This window comes from Paenibacillus oceani, assembly GCF_014705615.1.
GTDB lineage: Bacteria > Bacillota > Bacilli > Paenibacillales > NBRC-103111 > Paenibacillus_AB > Paenibacillus_AB oceani.
The window spans coordinates 37,898-64,084 of sequence record NZ_JACXJA010000049.1 but is presented as its reverse complement, the minus strand read 5'-3'; the positions used below and the strand labels follow the sequence as shown (position 1 = coordinate 64,084).

Genomic DNA, 26,187 nt, shown 5'->3' with positions numbered 1-26,187 from the left:
GAACGGCCTACTAACACTTCTACACAATGAATCTACAGTCTCGCAAGAAGCTCTTATTGTGCGATAGATTCGGGAAGGTCTCAGTTTCCAGAGGAAGCTCGCGATGCCCAGTAAGACCACTGCCAGGATTAAGGCTGAGAGAATCCGGATTTTTTTCAAATGATCACCATCTTCTTGGTCACGATAGAACCAGTATAGCATGAGATGCGGGAGTGCATGTGCTGATCGTGATAGAGAATAGAGCGGACACCGGCCACCCTTGCAAAGGGAGGGCTTATTTGTCGTGCCGGCCAAGCAGGCAGGCGATCGAGGCTCGTCCGAACCGATCTTTTCCCGGTGAAATGAAGTGCATAAAAGGTGAAGGGATTGTCCATAGGAACGGTCCGGGTTATCGATTACGATGAATGCGAGCGCTCTCAAGAATATCCATATCGAACAAGGAGGGGTTACCCGGTGGTTACAAAAAAAACGCTGCTGCTGTCGATGCTCGGGCTTGTCCTGGTTACAGGCTGTGCAGGTCAAAGCGAGAACCCGGGAGGTACGGCCGGCAATCCGAAAGAGCCGGAGAAAGCGGAGCCGGTGACGATTACAGCGGCAGTTGACGGTGCGTACAACGAAGTATTCGATACGCTGCTCACCCGGCACGTGAAGGAGAAATACCCGCATATTACGCTGAGCCTGATGCGGCCTGCGGAAGGAAATACGCTGGATAATCTGATCATCGCCGGCACGATCCCGGACATCATCTTCACCTTTAACGGCAACCTGAGCTCGTACCGCACCAAAGGTTTGTTATACGACATGACGGGCGTGATCCAAGAGAACAATTTCAACCTGGACCGTTTTGAAACGAATTATATCGACGATGTCAAAATTGCTTCAACGAACGGCGAACTGTTCGCTTTGCCCTACGAAACGACGTTTCACGCCCTGTATTACAACAAAACGATATTTAATAAGTTCGGGGTCGATTATCCGAAGGACGGGATGACGTGGGACCAGACGGTCGAGCTCGGCAAACGGGTCACCCGGTACGAAAGCGGGACGCAATATCGCGGATTGGACCCGGGAGCGGGGATTATATGGATCTCGCAGCCGCTGTCGCTGGCCGCCGTCGACTATAAGACGGACAAGGCGTCGATTAACAACGAGGGGTGGAAAAAGATTTTTGAACTGGTGAATGCGATGTATTCGATTCCTGGCAATAAACCGGTTGGAAACGTGCTGAACGAGTTTACGAAGGACAAGACGCTTGCCATGGTCGGGCATTTGAATATTTTTTCCGCTTTGCAGCCGGCGGAGAAGGAAGGGCTGGAGTGGGATGTCGTGCAGTATCCGAGCTTTCCCGAGAAGCCGAACATTTACGGCAATTCCAGCGTGTACGTCGGCACGATCACGCAGGCGAGCAAGCATAAGAAAGCGGCGCTGCAAGTGCTTGATGTATTGACCTCGCAGGAGTTCCAGACTGTACGGGCCAAGTCGGGCAGCATAACCACCTTAAAAAGCGAGGAGGTCAAAAAGTCGTTTGGCGCCGACATGCCGTTTCTGCAAGGCAAAAATGTAGCGGGCATATTCAAAAGCAAGCCGGTGTCGTACCCCGTCGCTTCCCAGTATCGCCCCAAAGCCGAAAATATCGCAAAAGCGAAATTTACGGAATATACGGAAGGCACGATTGACGTTAATACCGCGCTGGCCCGCGCCGAAGAAGAAATCAATAAAATGATCGAGGCGGAAAAACAGAAATAGAGTAGAAGGAGTGCACCCCGGTCAGCCTGACGGCGCCCGCCTTCTGCAAGCGGATGCCGCCGCCGATCGGCAGGGGCCGAACCGAGTCCGAACCGGATGTTATACAAAATGAGCTTTCCGGTATTGCGAGGGGCTTACGTTCATCTTTCTGGAGAAGATCCGGCTGAGGTACAATCCGTTCTCGTAGCCGCATTGGAGCGCGATCTGCTCCAGTGTCAGCTTCGTCTCCGCGAGCAGAGTGCGGGCGCGGCTTAGCCGGAGAGACGTGACGTAGTCGGAAGGGGTCACTCCGTATGCCGCCTTGAAACGGCGAGTGAATTGAACGGCGCTCAGACCGAGCTCTCCCGAGATGCTTTTCATGTTGACGGGCGAGGCGCTGGATTCCCGGAGCAGGCTTTCCGCTTGACGCATTAGCGTATCGATCGGCTGCCTGATCTTGTCTTGGGCGGCCGAGCGGGTCTCCCAGGCATACAGCTGCCATAAGTCCTGGAGCAGGAAGTTTCGGCGATAGACGCTGGCCGGATCTTTCTGCTTGATTACTTTTTTCAAATATTCGTTGGACGAGAACAGCCGCTGCGTATCCTGCAAGGCGCATTTTCCGACTGCATGGGGCGTCAGCTCGTGCTCGCTCTCGATTTTGCGCCCGCCTTCCGCATACCAGTCGAAATACACGGCGAGAAACGTAAGCGGATGGATCACTTCCCGCTCCATCAGCACGTCGGGAGGGCAGAGCACGAGATCGCCGAACGTCGCCGTTCCCCGGTGGCTGCCGATCTCATATCGAAACTCGCCGCTTTCGGGAATAAACAGCGTCCAGGTCTCGTTCGGTTCCCGGTCGTATACAAATTGTTCCTTGCTGCACCATCTGACGATGATATGAACATACGGGGACAGCTCCCCGATCGGATAGGGCTTCATCGGCCGCATCTCCCGGCATCAGTGTTGTACTCGAATTATAAATGAAAAACGGGCGATTATCGATCCCCCCATGGAAAGGAAGAATGTATCGTGAACGGAAGCAGTGTTCCTATCCTCATACCGGCACCCAAAAAGATGAGGTACGAAGGAAAGCAGGTGCTCGACAGCAGCCGGCCAGTGACAGTCGAAGTGACGGTTGAAGCGGGATCACAGCCGGCGGCAGTTACGTTAACGGCTGTGCGCCAGTTGACTGCTTGGTTGGAGGAGCATTGGGGCGGAACGGTAAAGGTGAACATGCAAGAGTCGCAGAGGGACGAAAGTGTGAGCGAAGGTGCCGCTTATCGGGTGCGGCTGGTGGAGAGAGGCGCAGAGGCGGAGCGGTATACGTTTCTGTCGGATGCGAATGAATTGCGGATCACAGGAGTGCCGCAAGGGCTGCTGTATGGCGTCCAGACGCTGCTTCAGCTGCTTCAGCCCGGGACGACCCGCGACCTGCTGAGTCTGCCTCTCGCCGACATTGAAGACGAGCCGGATCTGGCCGTCCGGGGCATATTCGCCGAAAGCTTCTGGGGCTCCGATCTGATGGAGCTGGACGACTGGAAAGCGATGGTCGACGAGATGGTATCCTTCAAGCTGAACACGCTCGGGATCGGGATATACGGCTGCTGGCCCAGACGGTACCCGGCGGAAGGCAACAGCAGCTCCGAGTTTCTGTTCGCGCCGGTGCTGGACGATCCGGAGCTGGTGGAGGAACGGAGCATCCGTTATTGGAATCCCGCGACGGGGCAAGCGGAGACGAAGACGTACCGGCCGGCTTTGTACGAGCAGGACGGCCTGAGTAAGCTTATCGCGTATGCGGTCGAACGGGGCGTCCGGGTCATTCCGCAATTTAACGGTCCCGGCCATTCGCGGCTGCTGCCGAGACTGTACCCGGCGATCTCGTCGGTGGACGGGCAGGGCCAAGCGACGGGCACCGGCTACTCGCTGACCCATCCGGAGACGTTCCCGATGCTGAAACGGATGCTGAAACGGATGATCGATCGTTACATGAAGCCGTTCGGCCAGACGTGGTTCCATATCGGCATGGATGAAATCACCGACTGGTGTGCCGAAGATTTGAAGAAGCATTCTCCTCGCCAGCTGCTGGAGCTTTATTTGACGGAGATCGGCCGGTTTCTCGTCGATAACGGGATGGAGAAAATTATAATATGGCACGACATGGCGGACCATTTGACCGGGTTTGACGAGGCGTTCGAAGCGCTGCTGGACCGGAGCGGCCTCGCCGGCAAGGTGGTCATTCATTGGTGGAACTATACGATGCCGGTGCTCCCGGTCCGATCGGTTCACGGGGCGGCAGGCTGGACGGCGCCGAGCACAGGGTATTTGGCGGGCATGTTCTATCAGGATTATGTGGAAAATATCGAGAACCGGCTGAACGAGGGAGCGGAGCATTCCTTCGAGGGAGCGATGGCCTATGCACTCTATTCGCCGACATTTCGCCGGAATACGGCCTTCTTGGCGGAGAAAAGCTGGAATACGCGCAAACGAAGCGCCTCCGAGTTCGAGCGTTTATACGCGGGCTGGATCGTAGACGGCCAAGAAGCGGAGCAGTGGGCTAGAGGGTTTCAGGAAATGCGGAAAATGTTCCAGTACAACCCGACGTTTGTCCTGCTGCTGGAGATCGGCGTGTTTTCCGGCAACGGGGATGCTTCGCGCCCGTACCCCTCCAGAATCATACAAGGCGTGCTCGCTTCCGACGGGATTCATAAAGCGTACCGAATTACCCGGGCGCTCGCTCAACATACGCTGCTGCTCTTTGAGCGGGGAGATCCGGTTTCCGGCCGGGAATACGACCTGCTCGTCAACCGGTTCGAATGCCGCAGAGTGATCGGACTGATCGACGCGCTGCTCGGCCTGGCCGATGCGGTTCAGGCCGGGCAGCGATTGGCGGGGAGACCGGTCACAGACAGAAGCCGGCTGGCCGAAATCGGCGGGAAGCTGGAGCGGCATCTGGACGAGCTGGACGCCCTTCTTGCCGAGATGCAAACGGTGCTGCCTCCCTACATGGCGTATGTCGCTTGCAGAGAATACATGTTCCTTCGCCAGGCGATGCAGATGCAAGCGGATGAGCTGGCGCTTCTTGCGCGGGACGAGGCGATTGGGAGCGGCGAAGCCTTGATTCCCGTCCCTGTCTCGTTGAGAGGCCGGGGGACGGCAGGGATGGCCCTCTAGGGGCCGGTGTCAACCGATAGGCTCTAGTGTAAGCATATATAGCCATGCGCCTCCGGCTTGTAGAGTTTGGAGCACGGCCAAGCTTTGAAGCGCAACCAAACCTAGTATGGAGGAGTATAACGTATACATGATGGTAGGAACGAGGAAAGGGTGGGTGGATGAAAAAGTTGGACGGTCTCTAGCTTCCCGTTAGGAGGTTAGAGATGAGCCGAAGTTTTAAAAATTCACCCGTTATGACGGACCATGTTACGCCCGGAACACGCTGGGCCAAGCGCCAGGCCGCGAAAGCGGTGCGCCGGTACGCGGGCTGTCTGACGAACGGGAAATCGTACCGGAAAGTGTTCAATCCGTGGAACATTTGCGATTACCGGTTTTACCAGACAAAGCGGCAGGCTGTAGAAAAGTGGGAAAGGTGCGCACGGCTTCAAGCGAGATTTACCAAGGATAGAATCCTTCGAAATTGGGAGAAGTTTTACAGAAGAAAATAACGGAGAAGCGCCGGCATGGGAAGCGTCGGCGTTTTTTTGTTTGGTCAGTCGTCGTGATGGCAGCCGTCTGGATGACTCGTCTTGTGACTTGGACTCGCTGGTTACTACTCGGACGAGCCGCTCGCCCACGGTCACAGTTCAGCGCCGTCGGAGCGCCTTCAGCCCGCCAGTTGCTGCTTCGCACCAACGGCCCGTCTCTCGCCCTAGCGGCTGTTTCGAGCCGCCAAAGCGCCGTTCGTCCACCAGTCACCGCGTAGCTCCCCCGGCCGGGCTTCCGTCCGCCAGATGCTGCATCGCTCCAAGGTACCGTCTCTCGCCCGTCTGCGGCTGCTTCGAGCCGCCAGAGCGACGCTCGCCCGGCGCAGTGTGATTCGCTGCCTGGCTGCTATCGGTCGACTGTATGGACTTAGCGGAAGAACGACTTCCGTTATTTGGGGAGGAAGCCGTCTGGGAGAGCAATAGCGGAAGTTTTGGTTCCGCTATTGCTTGCTCGTAAGGCCGAATGAGCCAAATCGGCGGAAATAACGGAAATGAAAGTTCCGCTAACACCGATTTGACGAGCGTGGAGCGAGAATAACGGAAGTCATTCTTCCGGTAGCATGGGTGACCTCTGGCTGAAGGAGCACCGCCGCCGCACCTCACGCCATTTTGGTGCATCGCGCCGAATTTCGATAACCATTGGGTGGCTTCCAGTTAAAGGAACGCCTCCCTCCCGCCAGTCGCTGCTACATACCGCCGTAGCTCCCCTCTGCGTCCGCCACGCCAGCCGCTGAGCTGGCCTCATCGGCCCCGCCAGAGGGCCAGAGGGTTTACCCCTCCGGCGCTTCCGAGGCAGCCGCAGCTTCCTCCCGTCCCTCCGCGTCCGGGACGATGCCGTATCGGGCCAGGGCCTTGGTCGCGGATTCGTGCATCCGCTTCTGCAAGTAAACCCCCTGCACGACCCGGACACGCTTGCCGAGGAAACGGAGCTTGGAGAGCAAATATTCGCTCTCGTCGCCGAGAAAACAGACCCGAATCCGGTAGAGGCCGGCCGCCGGATCGTATTCGACATCCTTCTCGAAGCAGGAGAAGGCGTACAGGATGCGGGACAGCTCGCGGTTGTACGCGGGTACGACTTCGATGAGGGCATCCGTCTTGCGGGAGTCGAGCATCCGGGCGATCTGTCCGCGAATCCTCTCGGCCTCGTCCGGCGAGATGGCGATATCCGAGACCGAGACGATTTTTTGCAGCCGGGTGCTCATCAAGGCGCGGTGCCTCAGATGGTACCAGAGCAGGTACCACTCTTTTTTGATCATGGAATATTCCAGCTTGAACGGCATCCCCGTCTGGCGGGATACGATCTGTCCTCCCTTGGTCGAGTACGTTAGGTGCACCCCCAATGAACGCTGCAAGCACCGGCGCAGCGGACGAAGCATCGGATGATACAGCTGCTTGTCGGCGCTGCGCGCTTTCTCGGTTACATATACGGCCGTTTCGATGGAGGGCTCGCGCTCGAGGATGGAGCGCAGCTTCTCCAACGTGCCCGGGGAGAACGCATCGGCGGCGGAAGGGTGCCGGAGCATCGTCTTCAGCCATTGCCGCTCGTGCGAGGTCACCATGAACGTCCCCGAGTCGTCAAGCCGGGACAAGAGGCGGTAATTAAATATTTTCTCGAACGGGTTCATAACGGGCTTGCAGCTCCTTCCATTCCTCGATCATTTCCCGGCGCAGCCCGGCGGGCTCCAGCACTTCGCAGCTCGAGCCGAAGCTGCGCAGCCACGGGCGGATCTCGATCGTACCGTTCACGGTAATCTCGAAGTCGAAGCGGTCGTCGGTTTCCTCTGTAATCCGCCCCCATTGCCCTTGCAGCAGCACCCGTTCCTTGACGAAGTTCGGCTCTCCGGGTCCGGGGTTATAGAAGCGGGCGCGCACGTTGACCGGACGGCCGGTATCGATGAGCCAGCTGAACCGCGTGCGCTCCTCCAGCTCCCGGAGCTTATCGGCAAATTCCGTCTCGGCAACCGCCGCGTCTTCTTCGATCTGAGTCATGCCTTCCATCCGGTATTTCCGGATGCCCTCCCGGCCGGAGGCGAGCATATACCAGCGTCCGTACTGATGATCGTATACCACCTTCAGCGGAAGCGCGGTCTCCAGCCTGCCGCTGGATTCCCGCTCGAACAGCGGATTCGTATTTTTGGAGGCGTAGCTCTTGTCGGCTTTCGGGGAGAAATACAGAAAGCGTACCTTGCGGCGGCTGCGGATCGCCTGAATCAGCGGGAACAGGTGAGCTTCGTCCAATATTCTCGAATAATAATGGTATTTGTATAGAAACGGCTCCACGGCCGGCTTGTCGGCGGCGCCGCGTAGGAAATGCTTCTTCAGCCCGTCCCGCAGCATATAGCCTTGAACCGACGGCACCTGCGTATGGGTCATCACATCGACGAAGTCGTACAGATCGTACAGCTCCTCCTCGGATAATTGCATAATAAATTCGTTATCCAGCCGGTACCGGTACGGACGCGGACCCGCTTCCTTGCGGATGACGCCGACTTCCTCCAAATATTTCAGATCGGAGCGAACGGTCTTCTCATCCGGCAGAGCGGAGCTGGCAGGCAGCTGGCCGCAGAGCAGATCGAGCAGTTCCATCGCGGTGAACGGCCGGTTGTTTAAGGCGGCGAGCAGCATCGAGATCCGCTCGCTTTCGGACTCTTTCAGCGATTTGGCGCGGAACAGGAACAGCAGCATCGGATCGGCGCAGTCATAGTAGCTGTAGCGGACCGCTTCGGAGAGCTCCTTGCCTTGCTCCTCCGGCAATTGCCCGTGCACGGTGCCGACAATTTCCTTGAGGCGCTTGATCGTTTTATCGAAAGTATGTACGGATATGCCAAGTCGCTCGGCAAATTGCTGCCGGCTGTACGCACCGCTCGTCAAGGCGAGCAAACGCAGAAACTGGACTTCCTTGTCGAAGCTTTCTCGGGCCATCAGCGATCCCTCCTCGGTTGGCGGCGAAAGGTTCTGTCTTTATTGTAACAGGCGGGAAAAAGAGGGGGAAGAGTACGCCCTGCCAGGTCGAGGGGAAACGGCATCGGACTGCCGCTGCGCCCCGCATGCGTCTTCCAGCGGGCGGTATCGCGGCGCAGGAGGCGTTCGGCTGGCAGTCGGCTGACGTTAGAGGGGCAAGCTGTATCGCGGTAGCCCGGCGCCCCGCAGGCCAACCCAAAAACGGGCGGTCCCTTCCAGCAGGGCCGCCGCGTTGTGTACCTGTCCGGAAGCCGGACATTTCCCGCCGCAGGAACGTTACACGGCCGAATTCGCTGCAGGAGCGATACGCGCGCGTCTGCGGATATAGGCGTATACCGTAATAACGACGATCAGCTCGGAGAGCGGAATCGCCAGCCAGATGCCGGTCGTGCCGATCAGATGCGGCAGCGTGAACAGGATGGCGACCATCAACAGCATTTCCCGGGCCACGGTAATCCAGGTCGCCATTTTGACCTGATCGGTTGACTGGAAGTAGGTCATCATCACGAAATTGACGCCCATAAACAAGTAGCCGATAAAAAACAGCCGGATGCCGGTAGCGGCCATCTCCCGGACTTCGGGGGCGAACGAGCCGAACAGCGACACGATCCCGTCCGCCGCGACGAGCCCGATCAGAAAGATGCCGGAGCCGATGCCGAAAGCGGTCTTGACGGCGAGCCGGATCGTCTGGCGTTCCCGGACGTGCTGCTTCGCTCCACGGTAGTAGCTAATAAGCGGCTGGATGCCCGCCCCCATGCCGATGAACAGCATAAGCATCACGCTGTGAACATAGTTCAGGACGGAGAAGGCGGACACGCCGAGCGTTCCGGCCCAGCGGACCATGGCGATATTGTATCCGGCCATGAAGACGGCGATGCCCAGCTCCGCGACGAAGCTCGGAAAGCCGACTGTGAACGTATTTCTCAGCAGCTCCCAGGAGAAGCGCAGCTTCACGAACCGCAGCGAGCATTCCTTGCGCAGAAAATGGGTGACCAGCACGAGCGTCCCGATCGCAGAAGCGCCGATCAGCGCCCAGGCTGAGCCCGCTACGCTGAAATCGAGTACGAACAGAAACAGATAGTTCAATACCACGTTGCATACCGAAGTCACGATCAGCGAGATCATCGCCAGGTTCGGATTGCCGTCGTTGCGGACGAAAATGTTGAACGTATTCTGGACAGTTACGATAAAGCCGAACGCGAGCAGCACGTTCATAAACTCCATCACATACGGCATCGTATCGTCGTTGGCCCCGAGAAAAACGGCCAGTTTGTGCCGGAACACATAAGCGATCCCGGCGATGATCAGCGTCAGGCTGAATATAAGCGCAAGCGAATGGGTGAAGACCGACTGGGCTTGCTTCACCTGCTTGGCGCCCAGATGTCTCGAATACAGAGCCGCTCCTCCGATGCCGATCCACAGCGAGACCGCAAAATAAATCGAGAACACCGGAAACGCGACATTAACGCCCGCAAGCGCCACTTCGCCGAAACGATTTCCTACGAATATGCCGTCAATGACCGCATTGACCGACATCATAAACATCCCGATCATGGAAGGGATCAGATAACGGACGAACACTTTGCCCACGGAATCGGATTCCAGGGCCGTCAGCTTTTGGTTTTCATTATGCATCATACACCTCGATAACGATTACGAATGAAGAATGCCTTTCCACAAGAAGGAGAAGGTCGTTTCCGACGCCTGGATAAAATAATCGGGACTGCCGAATATAAGCTTCGCGGACAATCCTTCGAGCACCGTATGGACGGCCAATGCGGCTTCCTTGGCGTCCGCACGGAGCGTAGGGTCGCTGCGGAAGGCGAGCTCCAGCAGATGCAGCAGATGATGCGAGTACAGGTCGTACAAGGTGATGAACAGCTGCTGGAGCGGCTCGGGCGGCATAAAGGCCATCAGGAACATGAGCTTCACGTTCGGGTTCGTCTCGTAACGCTCCTTCATCTCGGCAGCGAATGTCTGCATCGTCTTCGGCAGGGGCTTTCCCCGGTGTTTGTCGAAAAACGCAGTGAGAAAGGCGATCTCCTGTTTGGTCGCCTCCTCGTGGATTTCAACGACCAGGTCTCTTTTATTCTCAAAATGAGCGTACATCGACTGCTTCTTAATGCCGGCTCCCTGGGCGATATCCGCCAGCTTCGTCCCCTCGTAACCGAACTGCAGAAGATGGCGGACCGCAACTTTTTTGATCTCGTCTCTTCGGCTCACCTGCATGACCCCTCGGCGAATTAGTAGTTGCCTTACCTCAGTCAGGTAACTGTAATCGGATTTTATCACCATTTTCATTGATTTTCAATTGTTCTACAAATATTTTACATAACAGATCTAGTTGGGGACACGAACTCTGGTCAGTTTAACGGTAACAGGAATAGGGCAACCTTGCTGAAGTTTCTCGGCTCGCGGAATGGACCGTGCACGCGGGAAGGAGGGAGGCTGCGGCGGGGCGGCATCCTGAAGATGGAAATAGATTGACGATCCAAATCAAGTGCGGTTAAAATGAAAGCGCTGCCCGGTTTGGCTTGCGATCTGTTGATCCAACAGCCGCAATGTACGATCAGCCGCCCGGGTGCATTTCATCGGATTCGGTAAAGGGAGGGGCAATGGAATGGACAACAAAGGGACTGTCGTGCTGGATTTGAGGCCGGCCAAGGGGAATCCCCGCAACAGCGAGGGAGCATTTCTGGAGCTGAAGGACGGACGGCTGATGTTCGCGTACAGCCGGTTTATCGGAGATTCGCACAGCGACGAGGCGGCGGCGTGTATTGCGGTCCGCTATTCGTCCGATGGCGGCGATACGTGGTCAGATGACCGGATTGTGGCACAGCCGGGCGATTATGACGCGCTGAATCTGATGAGCGTATCTTTGCTGAGGATGGGCAACGGTGATGTCGGGCTGTTTTATATTATCCGGTACGGCTGGCATGACACGCGGCTCCGGTTATGGCGTTCATCCGACGAGGGGGAGACTTGGGGGGAACCCGTGTGCTGCGTCCCGGGCCTGGGCTACTATGTGACGAATAACGACAGGGTCGTTCGTTTATCTAGTGGTCGGACCATAGTACCTGCTGCCCTGCATAAAATGAGAACAGACAGCACGACCGACTGGAAATCGTTCGACCAGCGGGGCATGGCCTACTTTTACTTGTCGGACGACGACGGGGCGACGTGGCGCGAAGCGAAAAGCGGATGCTCCTTGTCGCTGGCACATTGCGGCAGCGGGCTTCAGGAGCCGGGAGTCGTCGAGCTGTCCAACGGCACCTTATGGGCTTACGCCCGCACCGATCTCGGCCGCCAATACGAGATGTTTTCGTTCGATGGGGGGGAGACGTGGAGTCCCGCCGTTCCGTCGCGGTTCACTTCGCCGACCTCACCATTGTCGGTCAAGCGCAATCCGGAGAGCGGCGATCTGTTCGCTGTCTGGAATCCGGTCCCGAACTATGAGACCCGGACGCTGGAGAGGCATTCCTGGGGGCGCATCCCGCTGGTCGGCGCGATCAGCACGGATGACGGGAAGACGTGGGGGCACCGCTTTACGATAGAAGGAGAACAGACGCGGGGCGGGTACTGTTACACGGCGATTCATTTTACAGCGGATTCGCTGCTGCTGGCTTATTGTGCGGGTGAGCCGGAGGACGGCATCTGCCTGGCCAGACTGAAGGTCAAGAAATATAAGCTGGCGGAGCTGTACGGGAAGTAACCGGGCCGGCGTGCTGAAAGGATGGACGAACAGGAGCTAATCATGATAACGTTATAAGATTAGCTGTTTTGCTGTTATCCGGTTCATTGCCGGAGGGCGGCACGGATCTCGAATCCGGTCTAGCGCGTGCGCCGTCGGATATCCGTAGCACCATTATTTGTATGGAGTGGGGTTCAGGTCATGGATACGACCACATTCAGTGCATTAGCCGAGCCCAACCGCTTAGACATCGTCGAACTTCTGCGCGACGGCCCCCTTACCGTAGGGGAAATAACCGAGAGGCTCGAACTCAACCAGCCGCAAGCTTCCAAACATCTTCGGGTTCTTCACGATGCCGGGCTCGTCGAGGTGAATCCGGTCGCCAATCGGCGGATTTACAGGCTGCGTCCGGAGCCGCTTCTCGAGCTGGATAGCTGGCTGGAGTCGTTCCGCCGTCTATGGGAGGAACGATACGACCGGTTGGACGAATATTTGCGCGAGCTGCAAGCGAAGGAACACGATCAAGACGGGAACAAGTAAGGTTCCCGCGGGGGATGTATGGCAGGTCGCGCCAGTGCCCGGGTCGGCCTCGTTCTTGAACGAAGCCGTGGGCCGGGAACGGGCCGCACAGACGTCTAGCCGGAGCGATCGGACTCCGGTCTAAACGTCCAAAGTCAAAGAAGCAGCGAGGCGCGGAGCCTGCTGCTTTCTTTGTTATAGTGGAAATGGGGAGCCTGTACAACTGTGGGAAAGTATTACCCAAATCCCGGGAAGCGGCTACTCCTGCCAGTACTATTCCTGCGTATCTGCAGGAATTGGAGCAAGTTGACGTTCGTTTTGGCTCATTCTGAAAAAGATTCCTGCGCTCCAGCAGGAATACATTCGATTACCGTCCATTTCCAGCAATGTTCCTGCTTCTGAGCAGGACTTGTTCCGTTGCGGCATATGGGCGTATGCCGATCGTCAGATCGCCCTCATCCGGTTATTCCTCGGATGGTGCTCGACCTCGGCCAGTCCGAGCTGCTCCATCAGCGGAGGGATATACATTCCGAACCGGCCGCGGAATCCTTTCTTCAGGCCGTACCAGCCGCCGATCGGGTTATCCGGGGAACGTCCCCACGCTTCGACTGTGCCTTCCTTGGCCGGTTTCTGCTCGTCGGCGCTTCCGAGCTCGATCCAGTCTCCGTGCTGCTTCAGCATCGCGTGGAGGTCCTCGATGCAGCGGTAGTCATAGTGCAGTACCGTTTTCCCGACTGTGCATACGAGGATGGCTTTGCCGTCTTTCTCGTCCTTGTACATTTCGTATTCGGACGTTTGCGGCGGAGTTTTTAGTTTCCAAGGATTTTCTTGGGTGCCTTGAGTGTTCGTCACATCGATTCTCCTTTGGGTTGTATCGTTCGCAGTACAGTGCGTATGCCCAATATAGCATAACATGTCATAGTGCGAGAAAATGTATGCTGCTTACTCGTCAGGCCATGCGAACGGGCTTCAAGATCGAACAAAAGGACCGCTGCTGAGGCGGCCCCGTGTCTTGTTCCTGTTCCGGATCGGTTGAATCTCCTATGCTTCCTCGACGGACAGCTTGTCTAGCGCCTGCTTGGCGCGGTCGCGTGCTTCTTGAACCGTGGGAGCGGACGATAAAGCTACCGCCATACGGCGTCCTGCCTTCGTAACCGGCTTGCCGAAGATGCGCAGCTGCGTGTTCGAGACGGCCAGCGCCTCGGCCGCGCCGCCGATCCGGTAATGCTCCAGCTCGCGGTCCGCCTTCAGCGGCCGGCTGGCGCCCGGCGTAACGAGTACGATCTCCGGAATCGGATACCCGAGGATGGCGCGGACGTGGATGGCGAATTCGGATAAATTTTGCGTGACCAGCGTCACCAGCCCGGTATCGTGCGGCCGTGGAGAAACTTCGCTGAAGTACACTTTATCCTCGGCCAGAAACAGCTCGACGCCGAACAGGCCGTAACCGCCGAGCTCGTCCGTAATCGTCTTCGCGATATGCTTCGCTTCCGCGATCTGCTGTTCCGTCATCTCGTGGGGCTGCCACGACTCGATATAATCGCCGCTCTCCTGAACGTGCCCGATCGGCGCGCAGAAGCTTGTCCCGCTTACCGAACGGACCGTCAGCAGCGTAATCTCGGATTGGAATCGGATGAATTCTTCGATGATGACCCGTCCGTTCTGCACCCGGCCGCCTTCCATCGCGATATTCCAGCTTTTCTCGATATCGCTCTCTTCCCGGCATACGCTCTGCCCTTTGCCCGATGAGCTCATGAGCGGTTTGATGACGCAAGGGTAGCCAGTCTCCTTGACGGCTTGCACGAACTGTTCGTACGTATCGGCGAACTTGTAGCCGGCGGTCGGAAGTCCCAGCTTCTCTGCGGCAAGCCGGCGTATCCCTTCGCGGTCCATCGTCAGCTTCGCCGCGCGGGCGGTCGGAATGACGCGGTAGCCTTCCGCTTCCAGCTTCACCAGCTCGGAGGTGGCCAGCGCCTCGATCTCCGGTACGATCAGATCCGGCTTCTCCTGCTCGATCACGGCCCGCAGCCGCTCCGCATCCAGCATATCGATCACGTAGCTGCGGTGGGCGACCTGCATGGCAGGCGCGTCCGCGTAGCGGTCTACGGCGACCGTCTCCACACCCAGGCGCTGAGCTTCGATGATCACTTCTTTCCCGAGTTCTCCCGAGCCTAACAGCAGCAATTTGGTTGTACGCAACATCGGCTTGTCCCTCAATTCGTTCTATTTTGTCATGCCCATTTCCCGCAAGTAAACCAAAAAGAGGCAAGGAGAAACCAAGTCCCCTTACCTCTGCCCAGGCGTACGGCCGTTACCGTCCATGTGCTCCCTCATGGTTCCCCATGCTCCGCCAGTTACACATACACGTTAAATTGTCAGCTTGATCATACCGGAATCCGGGGCGAAATGCAATTGGCCTCGTGATCGGCAACAGCGGTTATCATTAGCCTCGCCTTCCCCCTGGAGGATAAGGACCAATCAAAGGCCGGTTACGAACTAACACCGGCTCCTGCTAACGCCGATTTATTTCCCTAATATGTTCCAGTAATTGCTGTACGATCACTTCTTTAGGCTTGAGACCGTCTAGCAGCAGATCCGCCCTTAATTTGAGCTGTTCGTACAGGTAGCGTATCGCCTTGCCTTCATAATCATGATAGCTGGTTTCATAGCTTAATATGTTATGTTGGGTTCTTAAGTTTTAATAATGAAATATTTGGAAAAAAATAGAATAATTGTACCATGGAATACTGTATAGTATTGATATATTATATATTTAAGTGACAATTACCTATATTTTGTATTTTATGATGGTTGGTTTACATGCTTTGGGGATGATATTAAATTTAGGAGGAGGTGCTTTATGAAAATTAAAAAGTTCGCTTCAATGGCTGCAATTTCGTGTGTATTAGCTGTTTCTGTTGTGATGAGTTCAGCTTCTGCGGATACTTTGTCAGATCCTAAAAGTATCAAATTTCGAGAAGAGGCTGGTTTTTCCGTTAGTCCGGCTGCTCTTGAACAAGGGAAAAAAGAAAGTGGGAATAATAAATCAAAGCGGCTGTATGGCGTTGAATTAACGGAAGCTGAAGCACAGGAGCTATTTGATAGACAAAGAGTGCCTTCTGAAATTGGTAATAAGCATAAACAGATCGACTCCTTTGCCGGACAATACATTGATACAAAGACAGGTAACCTGCATATTGGGTTTACTAATGACGATCCAAGTATCCAGGCACAGATTCTTTCGCCTCTTTCCGAAAAAGATAAAAAAAGAGTTAAGTTCTTTACTGCTAAGTACACAAAGAAGGAACTCGAAGACAGAGAGATTCCTCTTAAAGATTTTATGAAATCCGTTAGTCCAGAGGAATTCAAAGCGTTTGGTCTAGTTTCTTCTGGTTTCGATCCCGAGCATAATAAATTTCGAGTAGTGGTTTCCGAAAAGACACCAGGAGAAAAGATACAAAAAATAAAAGAAATCATCGGTGAAGATTACGTCCTCATTGAAGTCGATGGGGAGCCATACCAACCAATGGCACGAACAGATAAATTTCGTCCTGTTATCGCTGGAGTAAAAATTTGAAAAAGATACTGCTTTTGGGGATATCCCTTGTACTTCTGGATTTGCAGTGGAGAAAAACGGAACCAACGGTTTCATAACAGCAGGACATTGCTTTAATACCAGTCAATATGTATGGCAACCCGAAGTACAAGCTTTCAGTACAACAAATCGAACCGCTAAACCTACGGCTTGGTCCGGGGAAACTACAACTGCAGATGCTGCCTTTATCCCTTATGATGATGTGGATGCTTTGATTTGGGAAAACGATCCGGTAAAGGGAGAGTTAACGAGCGTTAGCAATATAGATGTTGGTAATTATATTGCATACGAAGGAATTATTAATAATCTCCAATCCGGACCGATCACTTGTGTTAGTTGTACAACATGGACTGATACTTCTTATTATTTCAATAATCAAATACAAGCGAACATGAAAATTTCTGGCGGTGACAGTGGCGGACCAGCTTTTGTAACACCTAACTGGACAACTATTAATGTGGCTGGCTTGGCAAACCACGGTACCTCTAGCTCGACCAGTATATCCGCTATCTGGAACATTAATCACAGTTAGGTTTGACTAAGGTTCTCACCAAACTTTAAATTTGGACATGCATCGGAGCATCACTTAAGAAGCACGAAGAGTCTGCTTGGGAAACCAAGCGGACTCTTTTTAAACATGTAAGAATTTATAAAATTTCGTGGGTAGAAAGGCTTTTTTATCTGCCAGAAAGTTTAAGTTCTTTACCGTGCTAAAATGAAGGGGAGGAGTTTCCTTCCTTGGCGTTAGAGAACGTATACTCAGGTCCGATGACTAACGAATCGGATCACGCTTATGACTGAAAAACGACGTTATTCCAGACGTAACGAATCCGTGGATCGTTATTGAACCGAAAGTGGAAAAAAACGATCGGATTTGGGCGGAAATAACCATACTAGAGTTCGTTACAAATTCAAACGCCCGCATTCGGCTCTGATAACGGTTGCTGGGTTCGTTAGCGATACCACCGTAAAAAGACAACACGACTGAGGGCGAGCGGCTGGAGCGAAGGAAGGGGGTTCCCATTCCCTTTCACGCGTTAGCGTATGGGTTTGTACGTCAAGGACCGTCCGGATGATTTTCCGGACGGTTTTTCTTAATGCAGTAGCGTCGATTGATAGGCATCGAAATAAAAACTGACCGAATCCTCGAGAAGCTCGACGGTTCTTTCCATTAACGAGCTTTTCCCTGCGCCCGAAGGCCCGCTAATACAAATAACGGTGGATTGATGCATCCTGGAATCCCTCCCCAAATTAGCGGCAGCCTACTGTCGAAAACGGCAATAGGATCGCGAATATCCGAGTAAAACAAACAGCCTCAGTTCAAGTCATGAACGAAGGCTGCCTGACCCGATGCGTTTGATTTGAATTAAAGGAACGAGGCTTGGTGCCGGCTTATTTGCTCCTGCCGAGCCGCTCCCGGACACTCGCCAGCTGCACGCAAAGCGCCAGTACCCCGATCGCGGTCCGCAGCTCCTCCAGCGGCGGCAAGGTCGGAGCGATCCGGATGTTGCGGTCGCGCGGATCGAGTCCGTACGGATACGTGGCACCGGCTCCCGTCAAGGTGACTCCGGCTTCGGCGGCCAGCCGGACCACCTCTTTGGCGCAGCCGTCCGGTGTGTTCAAGCTAATGAAATAACCGCCGTTCGGCTTGTTCCAGGAGGCGATTCCCAGTCCGCCCAGCTCCGACTCCAGGATGTCCAGCACCGCCTCGAATTTCGGCTTTATGATCGCAGCGTGCTTTTCCATATGGGCACGAATGCCGTCTGCGCTGCCGAAAAAGCGTACGTGACGCATCTGGTTGATTTTATCCGGTCCGATCGTCTGAACCGAGAGCTGCTTGCGGATGAAGCTCAGATTATGCTCGCTGGCGGCCATCACCGCTACGCCGGCTCCCGGGAAGCTGATCTTGGAAGTGGAGCTGAAAATAAACGGACGATCCGGATGGCCCGCAGCCCGGCAAGCCTCCAGAATCGGCTTCAAGCGGTCGGGCGTATCGCTTAGATGGTGAACCGTGTACGCGTCGTCCCAGAAAATCCGGAAGTCGGACGCTTTGGTCACCATCCGCGCCAGACGATCGACGACCTCGTCCGAGTACGTGATACCGTCCGGATTGCTGTATTTCGGCACGCACCAGATGCCTTTGATCGACTCGTCTCCCCGTACCAGCTCCTCGACCCGGTCCAGATCCGGACCGTCCTGCCGCATATCGATAACGATCATCTCGATGCCGAACAGCTCGCAGATCGCAAAATGGCGGTCGTACCCCGGGCTCGGACACAGAAATTTAACCGACGGAAGCTTGCTCCACGGCACTTCGCCGCCGGCTACGCCGTGCAGCATCGCCCGGGAGATCGTGTCGTGCATCATATTCAGGCTGGAGTTGCCGCCAATGAGGATCTCGCCGGTCTGGACGCCCAGGAAGGAAGCGAACAGCGCCTTTGCTTCGGGAATGCCGTCCAGCCCTCCGTAATTGCGCAGATCCGTACCGTCCGCCGCCCTCAGCGCTTCGTCCGGTCTTAGGACATCCAGCATGCCCATCGACAGATCGAGCTGCTCCGGGCAAGGCTTGCCGCGCGACATGTCCAGGCGCAGCCTGCGGCTTTGATACGCCTCATACCGTGCTTGTAAAGATTGTTCGAGTTGTTGTAAATCGTCCGTGCTTCTTGTCCATAAGTTGCTCATGCAGGCGGCCTCCTAGTCTAGTTTCCATGAATCTACTATTCGCTGCGGCCAGCTGGATCTCCTTGCTTCCCGTCCTTCTTTCGAATCTATATAAGTTGAACTAAAGATCTACGATGGTAAAACCCAATGTAGTGGAGAAAAGAAATTAGCTTGAAAGCGAGTTTTGGCTTAAGAGCTTTCGTTAGAAAGCTGCTTCGGAAGGATAAGCTTTGAGTGTCAACAGTCCGAAGGCCAATTCAATCCGAGACACTCAAAACAAGATGTCTGAAGCTTCAAGCAATTTTTTTCGCAACGAAATGGACTTCAACTTTCATTAGTTCAACCTATATAGCTATAAATATGAATCGAAAAAATAGTTTGTTCGTACTATAATCAGAATAGTCTTTACGAGGGAAAGAATGGATCGAACGACAGGGGGATAGGACGATGGCACTGATTACAGTGGTGAAATACGACGGGCCTGCCGATGTGCTGGCCTGGAAATATCCGGATCAGGAGCTGGGCACCTGGACTCAGCTGATCGTGAACGAGTCGCAGGAGGCGTTATTGTTCATGGGCGGACAGGCGCTGGATGTGTTTCCGGCCGGGCGCCATACGCTTTCTACGCAAAATATTCCGATACTGACTTCGATCGTCAAGCTTCCGTTCGGCGGCAAGTCGCCGTTTACGGCGGAGGTGTGGTTCGTCAACAAGCTGCGGACGCTGAATATAAAATGGGGGACGGCGGCGCCGATCCAGTTGAAGGACCCGGTATACCAGGTTCCGGTATCGGTGCGGGCGTTCGGGCAGTTCGGCATTCAGATCGAAGACACCCGGAGTTTTTTGACCAAGCTGATCGGAACGGTTGAGGAATACGATCAGGCGACGCTCGGCAAACATTTTCGGGCCGCCATGATGATGAATATTAACGAGCTGATCTCGAGCTACTTGATCCATAAGAAGATCAGCATACTGGAGATCAATGCGTATGTCGGCGAAATATCGAAACATATCGAAGAGCGGATCGCTCCGGCATTCCAATCCTACGGAATCCGGCTGGTGAACTTTCATACCGACTCGATCAACATTCCGGAAAGCGACTCCGTAACGGCACGGCTGAAGGAAGCTTTGGCCAAAAAAGCGGAGATGAACATTCTCGGCTACACGTATCATCAGGAGCGGACGTTCGACACCTTGCAAAGTGCGGCGCAAAACGAGGCGGCTTCCGGAACGTTTATGGGAGTCGGCATCGGCATGGAGATGGGAGCCGGAATCGGAGGCACGATGGGGAGAACGATGTCCGAGCTGTCCCGGCAGGCGAGCGCCCCGGCGTCTGGCTGCAGCAAGTGCGGCCACCCGATTACCGCAGGTTCGAAGTTTTGCTCCAATTGCGGCGATCCGTACCATCCGTGTGCAGCCTGCGGAGCGGACAACCCGGCGAACGCCCGGAGCTGCGCCAAGTGCGGGCAGGCGATGGCCGGAGGGTGCAGGCATTGCGGCGTTTCGATAACGCAGGGAGCCAAGTTTTGTCCGGAATGCGGGCAGAGCCAGACGCTGCAGTGCAGCTCGTGTAAGCAGGAGTTTCAACCCGGAGAGAAGTTTTGCAAGGAATGCGGACATAAGCTGGGTTGAGAGGAGAAGACGATGAGCAAACGCAACGTGACTGGCTTGATGACGGTGCTTTTTCTAATCGCGGCTGCCGCGACCGCCGGTTTGTTCGGATTGTTGAGCCGGATCGGCTTGCCGCCTGCGCATAGTATCGTCTCCGGGGCCGCTATGCTTGTAGCCGAGCTGCTCGCCTTCCGCTTTGTTTGGGAGCGGGTCGGAGCCGGAGCGAAGGAGAAACAGCTGGTACCGGCTTATTTGGTGCAAGGCACGCTGATCGTGCTGTACGGAGCGGCTGTACTGGTGATTACGTTCGTGTTCGGGTTTGCCTTCCGCCTGTCGTGGCCTGTCTATGCCGGGGTCCAGGCCGGCATGCTCGTCTTGCTCGCCGCAGGTGTAATGGCGTCCGGCCGGTACGTCCGGTTCGTTGCGAAGCACGAGACGGAGCTTCGACAGCGGAGCGTATTTATGAAGCAAATGAAAAGTTCCCTGCACACGATCCGGGAGCTGCTGGCGTTAGACGGGAGCGGCAGAGAGAAGGAATTGCTGCATTCGCTTGTGGAACAATTGGCCGAGCGCTTGTCCGCCGGCGATCCGGTCAGCCGCCCTTCCGTCTCCCAACTGGAAGACAGCTTGCTGTGGCAAATGAGGGAACTGGAGAATTGCGTGCGTCTGCTGCGTGAAGAGAACGGTCATGCCGGTCATCTGGAGATGGCCCGTCAGCTCGCGCAGGACGTGCTCACGGATCTGGAGACGCGGAGACGCAAGCTTCGGAGCGAGGCATCGAGAGGAGAAGGTATCGGATGAATTATCAGGCAAAGCCATCCGTTCACGGCTGTTTGGTGTTTATTGGCTGTACGTTGTTTTTTCCGATCGGTGTTTTCTTTCTGCTGTTCCGGATCTATAAGCACCGCCATGCCAATCATTTGAAAATTGACGATATAAAATTAATTTCCGTGTCGCTGATGGTCGTTTGGGCGTTCATGTCGTTCGTGTACATGGTGGCGATGGTGCAAGAGTATCCCGGGGATGTCGTCTTGTTCGCCGTGATCACGTTTCTATTCCTTGCGCTTCCCGGCGTCCTCCTTGGTTTGTGGGCCAGACGCAAGGAGCGTAAGCTGCATCAGATGTATACCTATTACGAAAATCTGATCGTACATAAGCATATCGCATCGATCGACCGGATCGCGGACATGACCAAACAAAATGCCCATACGGTGATGAACGACATCTGTCATATGATCTACACCGGCCGCTTGCCGGGCGCGTTCGTAGATTCGTATTCCCGCGAAGTGTTGTTCCGGAACGCGCATGCCGACCCTCACAGACACGACGTGAACATCGTGATCGAGACGGGATACTCCCGCATGCAGGCGGCGCCCGCTGCAGCTCCCGTAAAAAAAGAAACCGCACCCGCTGTGAAAGTCGTAGAATGCTCGGGCTGCGGCTACAAGACCGAGCTGGTACAAGGCCAAAGCAAAGAGTGCGAATATTGCGGTTCTCCGGTCGGATGACCCCGGGAACGCTCCCGGGCCCGATGGAATAAAAAACCTCCAACTCCGTTAGAACGCGGGAGTGGAGGTTTTTTACATACTGCTGATCAACAGATACAACCCGGTAAACAGCAGGATGACGTACGTAATCATTTTGAATACCTGTTGATTCATATACTTAAATAAAAATTGCCCCAGGAAAATCCCGAGGAACAGCGAAGGCAACGCAATCGCAGCCGAGATCCACGTCTCGGAATTCGTCCCGTCCAATCCGATTTGCATAATCAAACTGGCCAAATAGACGAACAGGTAGTAGGCCAGCGTAGTGCTGCGAAGCGTCTCCTTGCGAGTGCCGACGCCTGCGAAGTAGAGCAGCAGAGGCGGTCCGGGCACCCCGATGCTCGTCGTTAACAGACCCGAGATGCCGCCGGTGACATAATCTTTGGTTACGGTCTGCCGGACAGTCAGCTTGAGGATCAGAAGTGCCGTCAAGAGCAGGATCAGGCCGCCTACGACCATTTTCAACCATTGAACATCCACGTATAAATAAATGAATATTCCCGGTACTAACCCCAGGATACTGCCTTTGATTAATCGGGTTAATAAAACCGGATCGATTTCCTTGCGAATGTTATAGATCATCACAAAGGAAAGGCAGAGCGACAGAATAATATTGATCTGAATAGCGGTATGAGCCGGGTAAATCAGAAACAAAAACGGCGTGCCGATAATTGAAAAGCCGTACCCGGTACTGGTCTGCAACAGCGAGGCGGCAAGGACAATCACAACGAGCAGAATCCAATCCTCCATTAAAGCGTCACTTCCATATTATTACTTTTGTGAACGGAACCGTCCACCTATTATAAAGTTTAATATGGATAAAATGAAGGGGGGCAGCTGGGTTATCGAATGGAAGCGCGCAGGAAATTTCGTCTTAGGGTCTTAGTCCAATCTTGTAATTAAGGGTGAATTTAAATTTTTTTTGCTGCCACAAGCGAGAAGAAAATATGCTCCATGATCGTATGTAGTTCCTGATGATGAAAGTTTGGGTAACGCGTGATGTTGGTCAACTTGGTATCGTCGGGCGATGAACGTGGTGCGGCTCGGTCGCAGTTTGATAACTCGGATTCAGGTCGTGCGGCTCGCTATGGAAACAGAGGATCGTATTTCCGTTTGAATCCACCCAATTGTAGTAGGAAACATCTATGATACCGCTGTGCAATTCTTCTGTGATCAACAGACGCGACCCGTCGACGAAGACGAACGTATGACGCGTAAATTTGCGGGAGGACCTTAATCCAGTTCCATCCCCGTCTCTGGTGTCGATTATGATGTGGGCGTAACCCGCTCTAATTGCGGTATATTAGAAGGCGGCCTTGCAGCTCGATGTGATTTCATCAAGCGCCGCCTCCTCGTCTTTCTATCGATCGCAGTAAGCCCTCCCACTGCTGCGCGTCGCGGGCTTCGTCAGGCGTAAGTTCCAGTTTGGTGTCAAGCGTATCCTCGTAGGTGCCGTCATACTTTTCCTCGAAATAAACGACTGCATTTACCAGTTCAGCAAGTTCTTCAGCCTCTGTCATCGGCCGGACCCGGTGCAGACGGGCTTGCTCGCGCTCATACGCTTCGGCGGCATCTGCCACTGATGTTTGTACACCTGTTGGAGCAGAATAAACGGCGTTTTCCGGTATGCGTACCTGCTTAAACCGCTCCCCCTTCTCAATACCGAGAAAACGCCCTTGGTTGAGCCAGTTATTGATCGTAGCGACACTTACACCGAAAAAGCGAGCAACTTCTCCTGTCGTGTACATGCGCATGTTTAAGGAGTCCTCTGACGTACCTACAGTCACCATATGCACAAGCAACCGCTGTAGAGCACGATGCGTATTTTGCTCAGTAAGACAACGTTGAACTTCCTGTAAAATTCCGCTTGGATTATGGGAGGATGTTTTTTCAATGTAGTTGGCCAGAGCCATGACAAAAAGTGGAAGATTTTTGCTTTGTGGCTCTGGAACGCTCTTAACTAATTCAGAGATCGTGACCGCTTCGGTAATGGCGATTTCCTTTTCCGCTAGATTAAACATAAACATCACCTCACCGCCTATCTTAACATGTTATGTTCAAAACTTCAATTGAACTTCAATTGTACATATAACAAACTTCAAATTTAGTATAAACCTGAAAACGCTAAATTATTCCATAAATTGTATGACTAAGAGTGGTAAGCGAGATGAGACGCATGCTATCTGATACGACAAGATAGATGAAATCGACAGAGAGGACGCTGAGGAATGATCGGGCGGTCTCAAAGTTAACGGTCAGCATATATTTTATTAATAAAGAACGCAGGAAGATTGAGGTTGACAACAACCATTTCTATTTGCTAAGTTAATTTTAAATTTTCAAAAAATAACATACGGCTATGAAGAGAACAGTAATTTGGATTCATTATTTACAGAGAGCTCCTGTCTGGTGGAAAGGAGTAATAAGGATCTAAATGAAAAAAGACTCGGAGCTTCGCATGGATCTAAGATTGTTTTCTTAGTGATGCTGCGACGGGATCTCCCGTTATAGAGATAGGGTATAATCAATTTTTTTTATAAAATTGCCGTACCCGAAGAGGTTGATATGGCAACATATCGATAAACTGAGGTGGTACCACGAAGTGAATAACTCTCGTCCTCAAGATTAATGATCTTGAAGACGGGAGTTTTTTGATTTTTTTGTTACATAAACGAAAACTGGAGTGAGATGAATGAGTAATGAACAAACGAGCCTTAGGTTAGAGAAATTAGAGACTTTAAGATCTCAAGGAATCCCGGTATATCCTGAAAGATTTTCTGCCAATTATGAACTTGCTGAAGCCTCTCTGCTTGAAGACGGAATTTCGGATGTACGAGTCGCGGGAAGAATACGGGGTATTAGGAACTTCAGTAAATTCACATTTATCACGATATCGGACATAGCAGGAAGTTTACAGCTTCTTTTGAATAAGGAAGAGATCGGGGAGTCGTCGTTTCAACAATTCCATAACTCGGTGGATATTGGGGATTTTATTGGGGTTGAGGGACATATGTATACGACTAGAACGAATGAGAAAACGTTGCGGATTCAAAGCTGCGTCTTTCTTGGGAAGGCTTTGCGTACTTTACCGGATAAGTGGCACGGGTTAAGTTCCATTGAAACCCGGTATAGGCAACGCTATTTGGATTTAATCATGACCAAAGAAACTCAATTACGTTTGTTAGCCAGAACGAAAATGGTTCGTGCTATTCGGCGATTTTTGGAGGATCAACATTTCTTGGAAGTAGAAACGCCGGTCTTGCAGCATACGTCCTCAGGTGCAATAGCTAAACCTTTCAGGACCTATCATAACTCGTTAGATACGGAATTAAACTTGCGTATTGCCCCCGAAACCTATTTAAAACGATTGATTATAGGCGGCTTTACCAAAATATTTGAATTCGCAAAGTGTTTCAGAAATGAAGGGATCAGCCCTCAACATCTTCAAGAGTTTACGATGGTTGAAGGATATGCTGCATACTGGAACTATGTCGACACCCTGAAACTCATGCGTGATATGATCCTGTTTATTCTTGAGGAAACCTTTGGTACGACAACTATTACAATAAAAGGCCGCATGATCGATTTCTCATTAGAATGGGACCTAATTTCCTTCAGGGACTTAATCTTAAGAGACACAGGGATTGATATAGACCTGTACCCTGATGTTAAAGAGTTGTACCGGGAAACGAAAAGGAAAAATATCGATTTAGAGCATGCGGATCTTGAAGTTTTAGGCAGAGGTAATTTTATTGATCTTCTGTACAAGAAGATGTGCCGCCCCCAACTGGTAAAGCCGACTTTTCTGGTCCAGCACCCGATTGATTTATCTCCACTAGCTAGAGCTAATGATCAGAATCCAACACTTACAGACCGTTTTCAGTTGGTAGTGAATGGTGCGGAAATCATTAATGCCTATTCCGAGCTGGTTGACCCGCTTGAACAAAGAAGAAGGTTAGAGGCACAAGCCCTTCTTAAGAGCAGCGGGGACTTAGAAGCTATGGAGATGGATGAAGATTATCTTACCGCGATGGAATACGGAATGCCCCCTATCTCCGGCTGGGGATTTGGCATAGAACGCCTGTTGATGGTGCTGACTGATAGCGATACGATTAAGGATTGCGTTTTATTTCCTTTGACTAAGAAAGTTTAAATGTGCGAAGATCTTTTTAATCATGG

23 protein-coding genes, 1 riboswitch and 1 other annotated feature are annotated in these 26,187 nt (G+C 53.5%); of the genes, 11 read left to right on the top strand and 12 right to left on the bottom strand.

What is annotated here, in order from left to right; all coding sequences use genetic code 11:
- Window positions 1–453: 453 nt before the first annotated feature.
- Window positions 454–1,746: an ABC transporter substrate-binding protein gene (locus tag IDH45_RS28505; RefSeq protein WP_190931556.1), complete on the top strand. Its 1,293-nt coding sequence runs from the start codon at window positions 454–456 to the stop codon at window positions 1,744–1,746.
- 99 nt (window positions 1,747–1,845) lie between these two features.
- On the opposite strand, the gene IDH45_RS28500 is transcribed toward IDH45_RS28505, so the two are convergent.
- Entirely contained in the window at window positions 1,846–2,664 is an 819-nt protein-coding gene (locus tag IDH45_RS28500; RefSeq protein WP_190931555.1) for a helix-turn-helix domain-containing protein, read from the bottom strand.
- A gap of 90 nt (window positions 2,665–2,754) precedes the next feature.
- Here IDH45_RS28500 and IDH45_RS28495 point away from each other — a divergent pair, with 90 nt between their 5' ends.
- Together IDH45_RS28495 and IDH45_RS28490 are read left to right on the top strand one after the other, a co-directional pair.
- Window positions 2,755–4,896 (top strand): family 20 glycosylhydrolase, encoded by a 2,142-nt coding sequence (locus IDH45_RS28495; protein WP_190931554.1) that lies wholly within the window; start codon window positions 2,755–2,757, stop codon window positions 4,894–4,896.
- Between the two features lie 203 nt (window positions 4,897–5,099).
- Entirely contained in the window at window positions 5,100–5,384 is a 285-nt protein-coding gene (locus tag IDH45_RS28490) for a hypothetical protein (RefSeq protein ID WP_190931553.1), read from the top strand.
- Window positions 5,385–6,193: 809 nt separating this feature from the next.
- On the opposite strand, the gene IDH45_RS28485 is transcribed toward IDH45_RS28490, so the two are convergent.
- From IDH45_RS28485 to IDH45_RS28470, 4 genes are all read right to left on the bottom strand, one after another.
- A complete protein-coding gene (locus IDH45_RS28485) occupies window positions 6,194–7,048 on the bottom strand; it encodes a WYL domain-containing protein (protein ID WP_190931552.1) in 855 nt (284 codons plus the stop codon).
- Window positions 7,023–8,345 (bottom strand): helix-turn-helix transcriptional regulator, encoded by a 1,323-nt coding sequence (locus IDH45_RS28480; RefSeq protein ID WP_190931551.1) that lies wholly within the window; start codon window positions 8,343–8,345, stop codon window positions 7,023–7,025. Before IDH45_RS28480 ends, IDH45_RS28485 begins: the two co-directional genes overlap by 26 nt.
- 315 nt (window positions 8,346–8,660) lie before the next feature.
- Window positions 8,661–10,022, bottom strand: a complete 1,362-nt coding sequence (locus IDH45_RS28475; RefSeq protein ID WP_190931550.1) for an MATE family efflux transporter — start codon at window positions 10,020–10,022, stop codon at window positions 8,661–8,663.
- A 15-nt stretch (window positions 10,023–10,037) separates the two neighbouring features.
- Window positions 10,038–10,607 (bottom strand): TetR/AcrR family transcriptional regulator, encoded by a 570-nt coding sequence (locus tag IDH45_RS28470; RefSeq protein ID WP_190931549.1) that lies wholly within the window; start codon window positions 10,605–10,607, stop codon window positions 10,038–10,040.
- 397 nt (window positions 10,608–11,004) lie between these two features.
- Here IDH45_RS28470 and IDH45_RS28465 point away from each other — a divergent pair, with 397 nt between their 5' ends.
- On the top strand, window positions 11,005–12,096 hold the full coding sequence (locus IDH45_RS28465; protein WP_190931548.1) for a sialidase family protein: 1,092 nt from the start codon (window positions 11,005–11,007) through the stop codon (window positions 12,094–12,096).
- Window positions 12,097–12,276: 180 nt separating this feature from the next.
- Window positions 12,277–12,615: an ArsR/SmtB family transcription factor gene (locus IDH45_RS28460; protein ID WP_190931547.1), complete on the top strand. Its 339-nt coding sequence runs from the start codon at window positions 12,277–12,279 to the stop codon at window positions 12,613–12,615.
- 423 nt (window positions 12,616–13,038) lie between these two features.
- Here IDH45_RS28460 and IDH45_RS28455 read toward each other — a convergent pair whose 3' ends face one another.
- Complete coding sequence (locus tag IDH45_RS28455; protein WP_190931546.1) at window positions 13,039–13,446, bottom strand: DUF6855 family protein; 408 nt, start codon at window positions 13,444–13,446, stop codon at window positions 13,039–13,041.
- Between the two features lie 189 nt (window positions 13,447–13,635).
- The gene (gene purT, locus IDH45_RS28450; protein WP_190931545.1) at window positions 13,636–14,796 is read right to left on the bottom strand and encodes a phosphoribosylglycinamide formyltransferase 2; all 1,161 of its coding nucleotides are present in this window, start codon (window positions 14,794–14,796) and stop codon (window positions 13,636–13,638) included.
- An 85-nt stretch (window positions 14,797–14,881) separates the two neighbouring features.
- Window positions 14,882–14,962: riboswitch (ZMP/ZTP riboswitch) on the bottom strand.
- Window positions 14,963–15,454: 492 nt separating this feature from the next.
- Between purT and IDH45_RS28445 the strand changes: the two genes are divergently transcribed.
- Entirely contained in the window at window positions 15,455–16,171 is a 717-nt protein-coding gene (locus IDH45_RS28445; protein ID WP_190931544.1) for a hypothetical protein, read from the top strand.
- 46 nt (window positions 16,172–16,217) lie between these two features.
- Window positions 16,218–16,721: a trypsin-like peptidase domain-containing protein gene (locus tag IDH45_RS28440; RefSeq protein ID WP_190931543.1), complete on the top strand. Its 504-nt coding sequence runs from the start codon at window positions 16,218–16,220 to the stop codon at window positions 16,719–16,721.
- Window positions 16,722–17,283: 562 nt separating this feature from the next.
- Here the strand turns inward: IDH45_RS28440 and IDH45_RS28435 are convergent.
- Both IDH45_RS28435 and IDH45_RS28430 read right to left on the bottom strand, forming a co-directional pair.
- Window positions 17,284–17,421 (bottom strand): hypothetical protein, encoded by a 138-nt coding sequence (locus tag IDH45_RS28435; protein WP_190931542.1) that lies wholly within the window; start codon window positions 17,419–17,421, stop codon window positions 17,284–17,286.
- 160 nt (window positions 17,422–17,581) lie between these two features.
- Entirely contained in the window at window positions 17,582–18,871 is a 1,290-nt protein-coding gene (locus tag IDH45_RS28430) for an aminotransferase class I/II-fold pyridoxal phosphate-dependent enzyme (protein WP_190931541.1), read from the bottom strand.
- Window positions 18,872–19,297: 426 nt separating this feature from the next.
- On the opposite strand from IDH45_RS28430, the gene IDH45_RS28425 reads away from it, so the two are divergent.
- Genes IDH45_RS28425 through IDH45_RS28415 form a run of 3 tightly spaced genes read left to right on the top strand, consistent with a single transcriptional unit; the run spans window position 19,298 to window position 21,969 of the window.
- Window positions 19,298–20,482 carry an SPFH domain-containing protein gene (locus tag IDH45_RS28425; protein ID WP_190931540.1) on the top strand — a complete coding sequence of 395 codons (1,185 nt, stop codon included), beginning with the start codon at window positions 19,298–19,300 and terminating at the stop codon, window positions 20,480–20,482.
- Window positions 20,483–20,494: 12 nt separating this feature from the next.
- Window positions 20,495–21,262 carry a hypothetical protein gene (locus IDH45_RS28420; RefSeq protein WP_190931539.1) on the top strand — a complete coding sequence of 256 codons (768 nt, stop codon included), beginning with the start codon at window positions 20,495–20,497 and terminating at the stop codon, window positions 21,260–21,262.
- Window positions 21,259–21,969 (top strand): hypothetical protein, encoded by a 711-nt coding sequence (locus IDH45_RS28415; protein WP_190931538.1) that lies wholly within the window; start codon window positions 21,259–21,261, stop codon window positions 21,967–21,969. Before IDH45_RS28420 ends, IDH45_RS28415 begins: the two co-directional genes overlap by 4 nt.
- 72 nt (window positions 21,970–22,041) lie before the next feature.
- On the opposite strand, the gene IDH45_RS28410 is transcribed toward IDH45_RS28415, so the two are convergent.
- From IDH45_RS28410 to IDH45_RS28405, 3 genes are all read right to left on the bottom strand, one after another.
- Window positions 22,042–22,758, bottom strand: coding sequence for a sulfite exporter TauE/SafE family protein (locus IDH45_RS28410; protein WP_190931537.1), 717 nt, complete (start codon window positions 22,756–22,758; stop codon window positions 22,042–22,044).
- Between the two features lie 256 nt (window positions 22,759–23,014).
- On the bottom strand, window positions 23,015–23,275 hold the full coding sequence (locus tag IDH45_RS35385; RefSeq protein ID WP_397327114.1) for a toxin-antitoxin system TumE family protein: 261 nt from the start codon (window positions 23,273–23,275) through the stop codon (window positions 23,015–23,017).
- A 70-nt stretch (window positions 23,276–23,345) separates the two neighbouring features.
- On the bottom strand, window positions 23,346–24,035 hold the full coding sequence (locus IDH45_RS28405; protein ID WP_190931536.1) for a helix-turn-helix domain-containing protein: 690 nt from the start codon (window positions 24,033–24,035) through the stop codon (window positions 23,346–23,348).
- Between the two features lie 323 nt (window positions 24,036–24,358).
- Window positions 24,359–24,632: a binding site (T-box leader), on the top strand.
- Window positions 24,633–24,700: 68 nt separating this feature from the next.
- Here IDH45_RS28405 and lysS point away from each other — a divergent pair.
- A complete protein-coding gene (lysS, locus tag IDH45_RS28400; RefSeq protein ID WP_190931535.1) occupies window positions 24,701–26,161 on the top strand; it encodes a lysine--tRNA ligase in 1,461 nt (486 codons plus the stop codon).
- Window positions 26,162–26,187 lie beyond the last annotated feature (26 nt).

Coding starts and splice junctions, on each gene's coding strand:
- IDH45_RS28500 (WP_190931555.1), bottom strand. CDS start 2,664: ATGAAGCCCTATCCGATCGGGGAGCTGTCCCCGTATGTTCATATCATC.
- IDH45_RS28490 (WP_190931553.1), top strand. CDS start 5,100: ATGAGCCGAAGTTTTAAAAATTCACCCGTTATGACGGACCATGTTACG.
- IDH45_RS28485 (WP_190931552.1), bottom strand. CDS start 7,048: ATGAACCCGTTCGAGAAAATATTTAATTACCGCCTCTTGTCCCGGCTT.
- IDH45_RS28480 (WP_190931551.1), bottom strand. CDS start 8,345: ATGGCCCGAGAAAGCTTCGACAAGGAAGTCCAGTTTCTGCGTTTGCTC.
- IDH45_RS28475 (WP_190931550.1), bottom strand. CDS start 10,022: ATGATGCATAATGAAAACCAAAAGCTGACGGCCCTGGAATCCGATTCC.
- IDH45_RS28465 (WP_190931548.1), top strand. CDS start 11,005: ATGGACAACAAAGGGACTGTCGTGCTGGATTTGAGGCCGGCCAAGGGG.
- IDH45_RS28460 (WP_190931547.1), top strand. CDS start 12,277: ATGGATACGACCACATTCAGTGCATTAGCCGAGCCCAACCGCTTAGAC.
- purT (WP_190931545.1), bottom strand. CDS start 14,796: ATGTTGCGTACAACCAAATTGCTGCTGTTAGGCTCGGGAGAACTCGGG.
- IDH45_RS28445 (WP_190931544.1), top strand. CDS start 15,455: ATGAAAATTAAAAAGTTCGCTTCAATGGCTGCAATTTCGTGTGTATTA.
- IDH45_RS28435 (WP_190931542.1), bottom strand. CDS start 17,421: ATGCATCAATCCACCGTTATTTGTATTAGCGGGCCTTCGGGCGCAGGG.
- IDH45_RS28430 (WP_190931541.1), bottom strand. CDS start 18,871: ATGAGCAACTTATGGACAAGAAGCACGGACGATTTACAACAACTCGAA.
- IDH45_RS28425 (WP_190931540.1), top strand. CDS start 19,298: ATGGCACTGATTACAGTGGTGAAATACGACGGGCCTGCCGATGTGCTG.
- IDH45_RS28420 (WP_190931539.1), top strand. CDS start 20,495: ATGAGCAAACGCAACGTGACTGGCTTGATGACGGTGCTTTTTCTAATC.
- IDH45_RS28415 (WP_190931538.1), top strand. CDS start 21,259: ATGAATTATCAGGCAAAGCCATCCGTTCACGGCTGTTTGGTGTTTATT.
- IDH45_RS28410 (WP_190931537.1), bottom strand. CDS start 22,758: ATGGAGGATTGGATTCTGCTCGTTGTGATTGTCCTTGCCGCCTCGCTG.
- IDH45_RS28405 (WP_190931536.1), bottom strand. CDS start 24,035: ATGTTTATGTTTAATCTAGCGGAAAAGGAAATCGCCATTACCGAAGCG.
- lysS (WP_190931535.1), top strand. CDS start 24,701: ATGAGTAATGAACAAACGAGCCTTAGGTTAGAGAAATTAGAGACTTTA.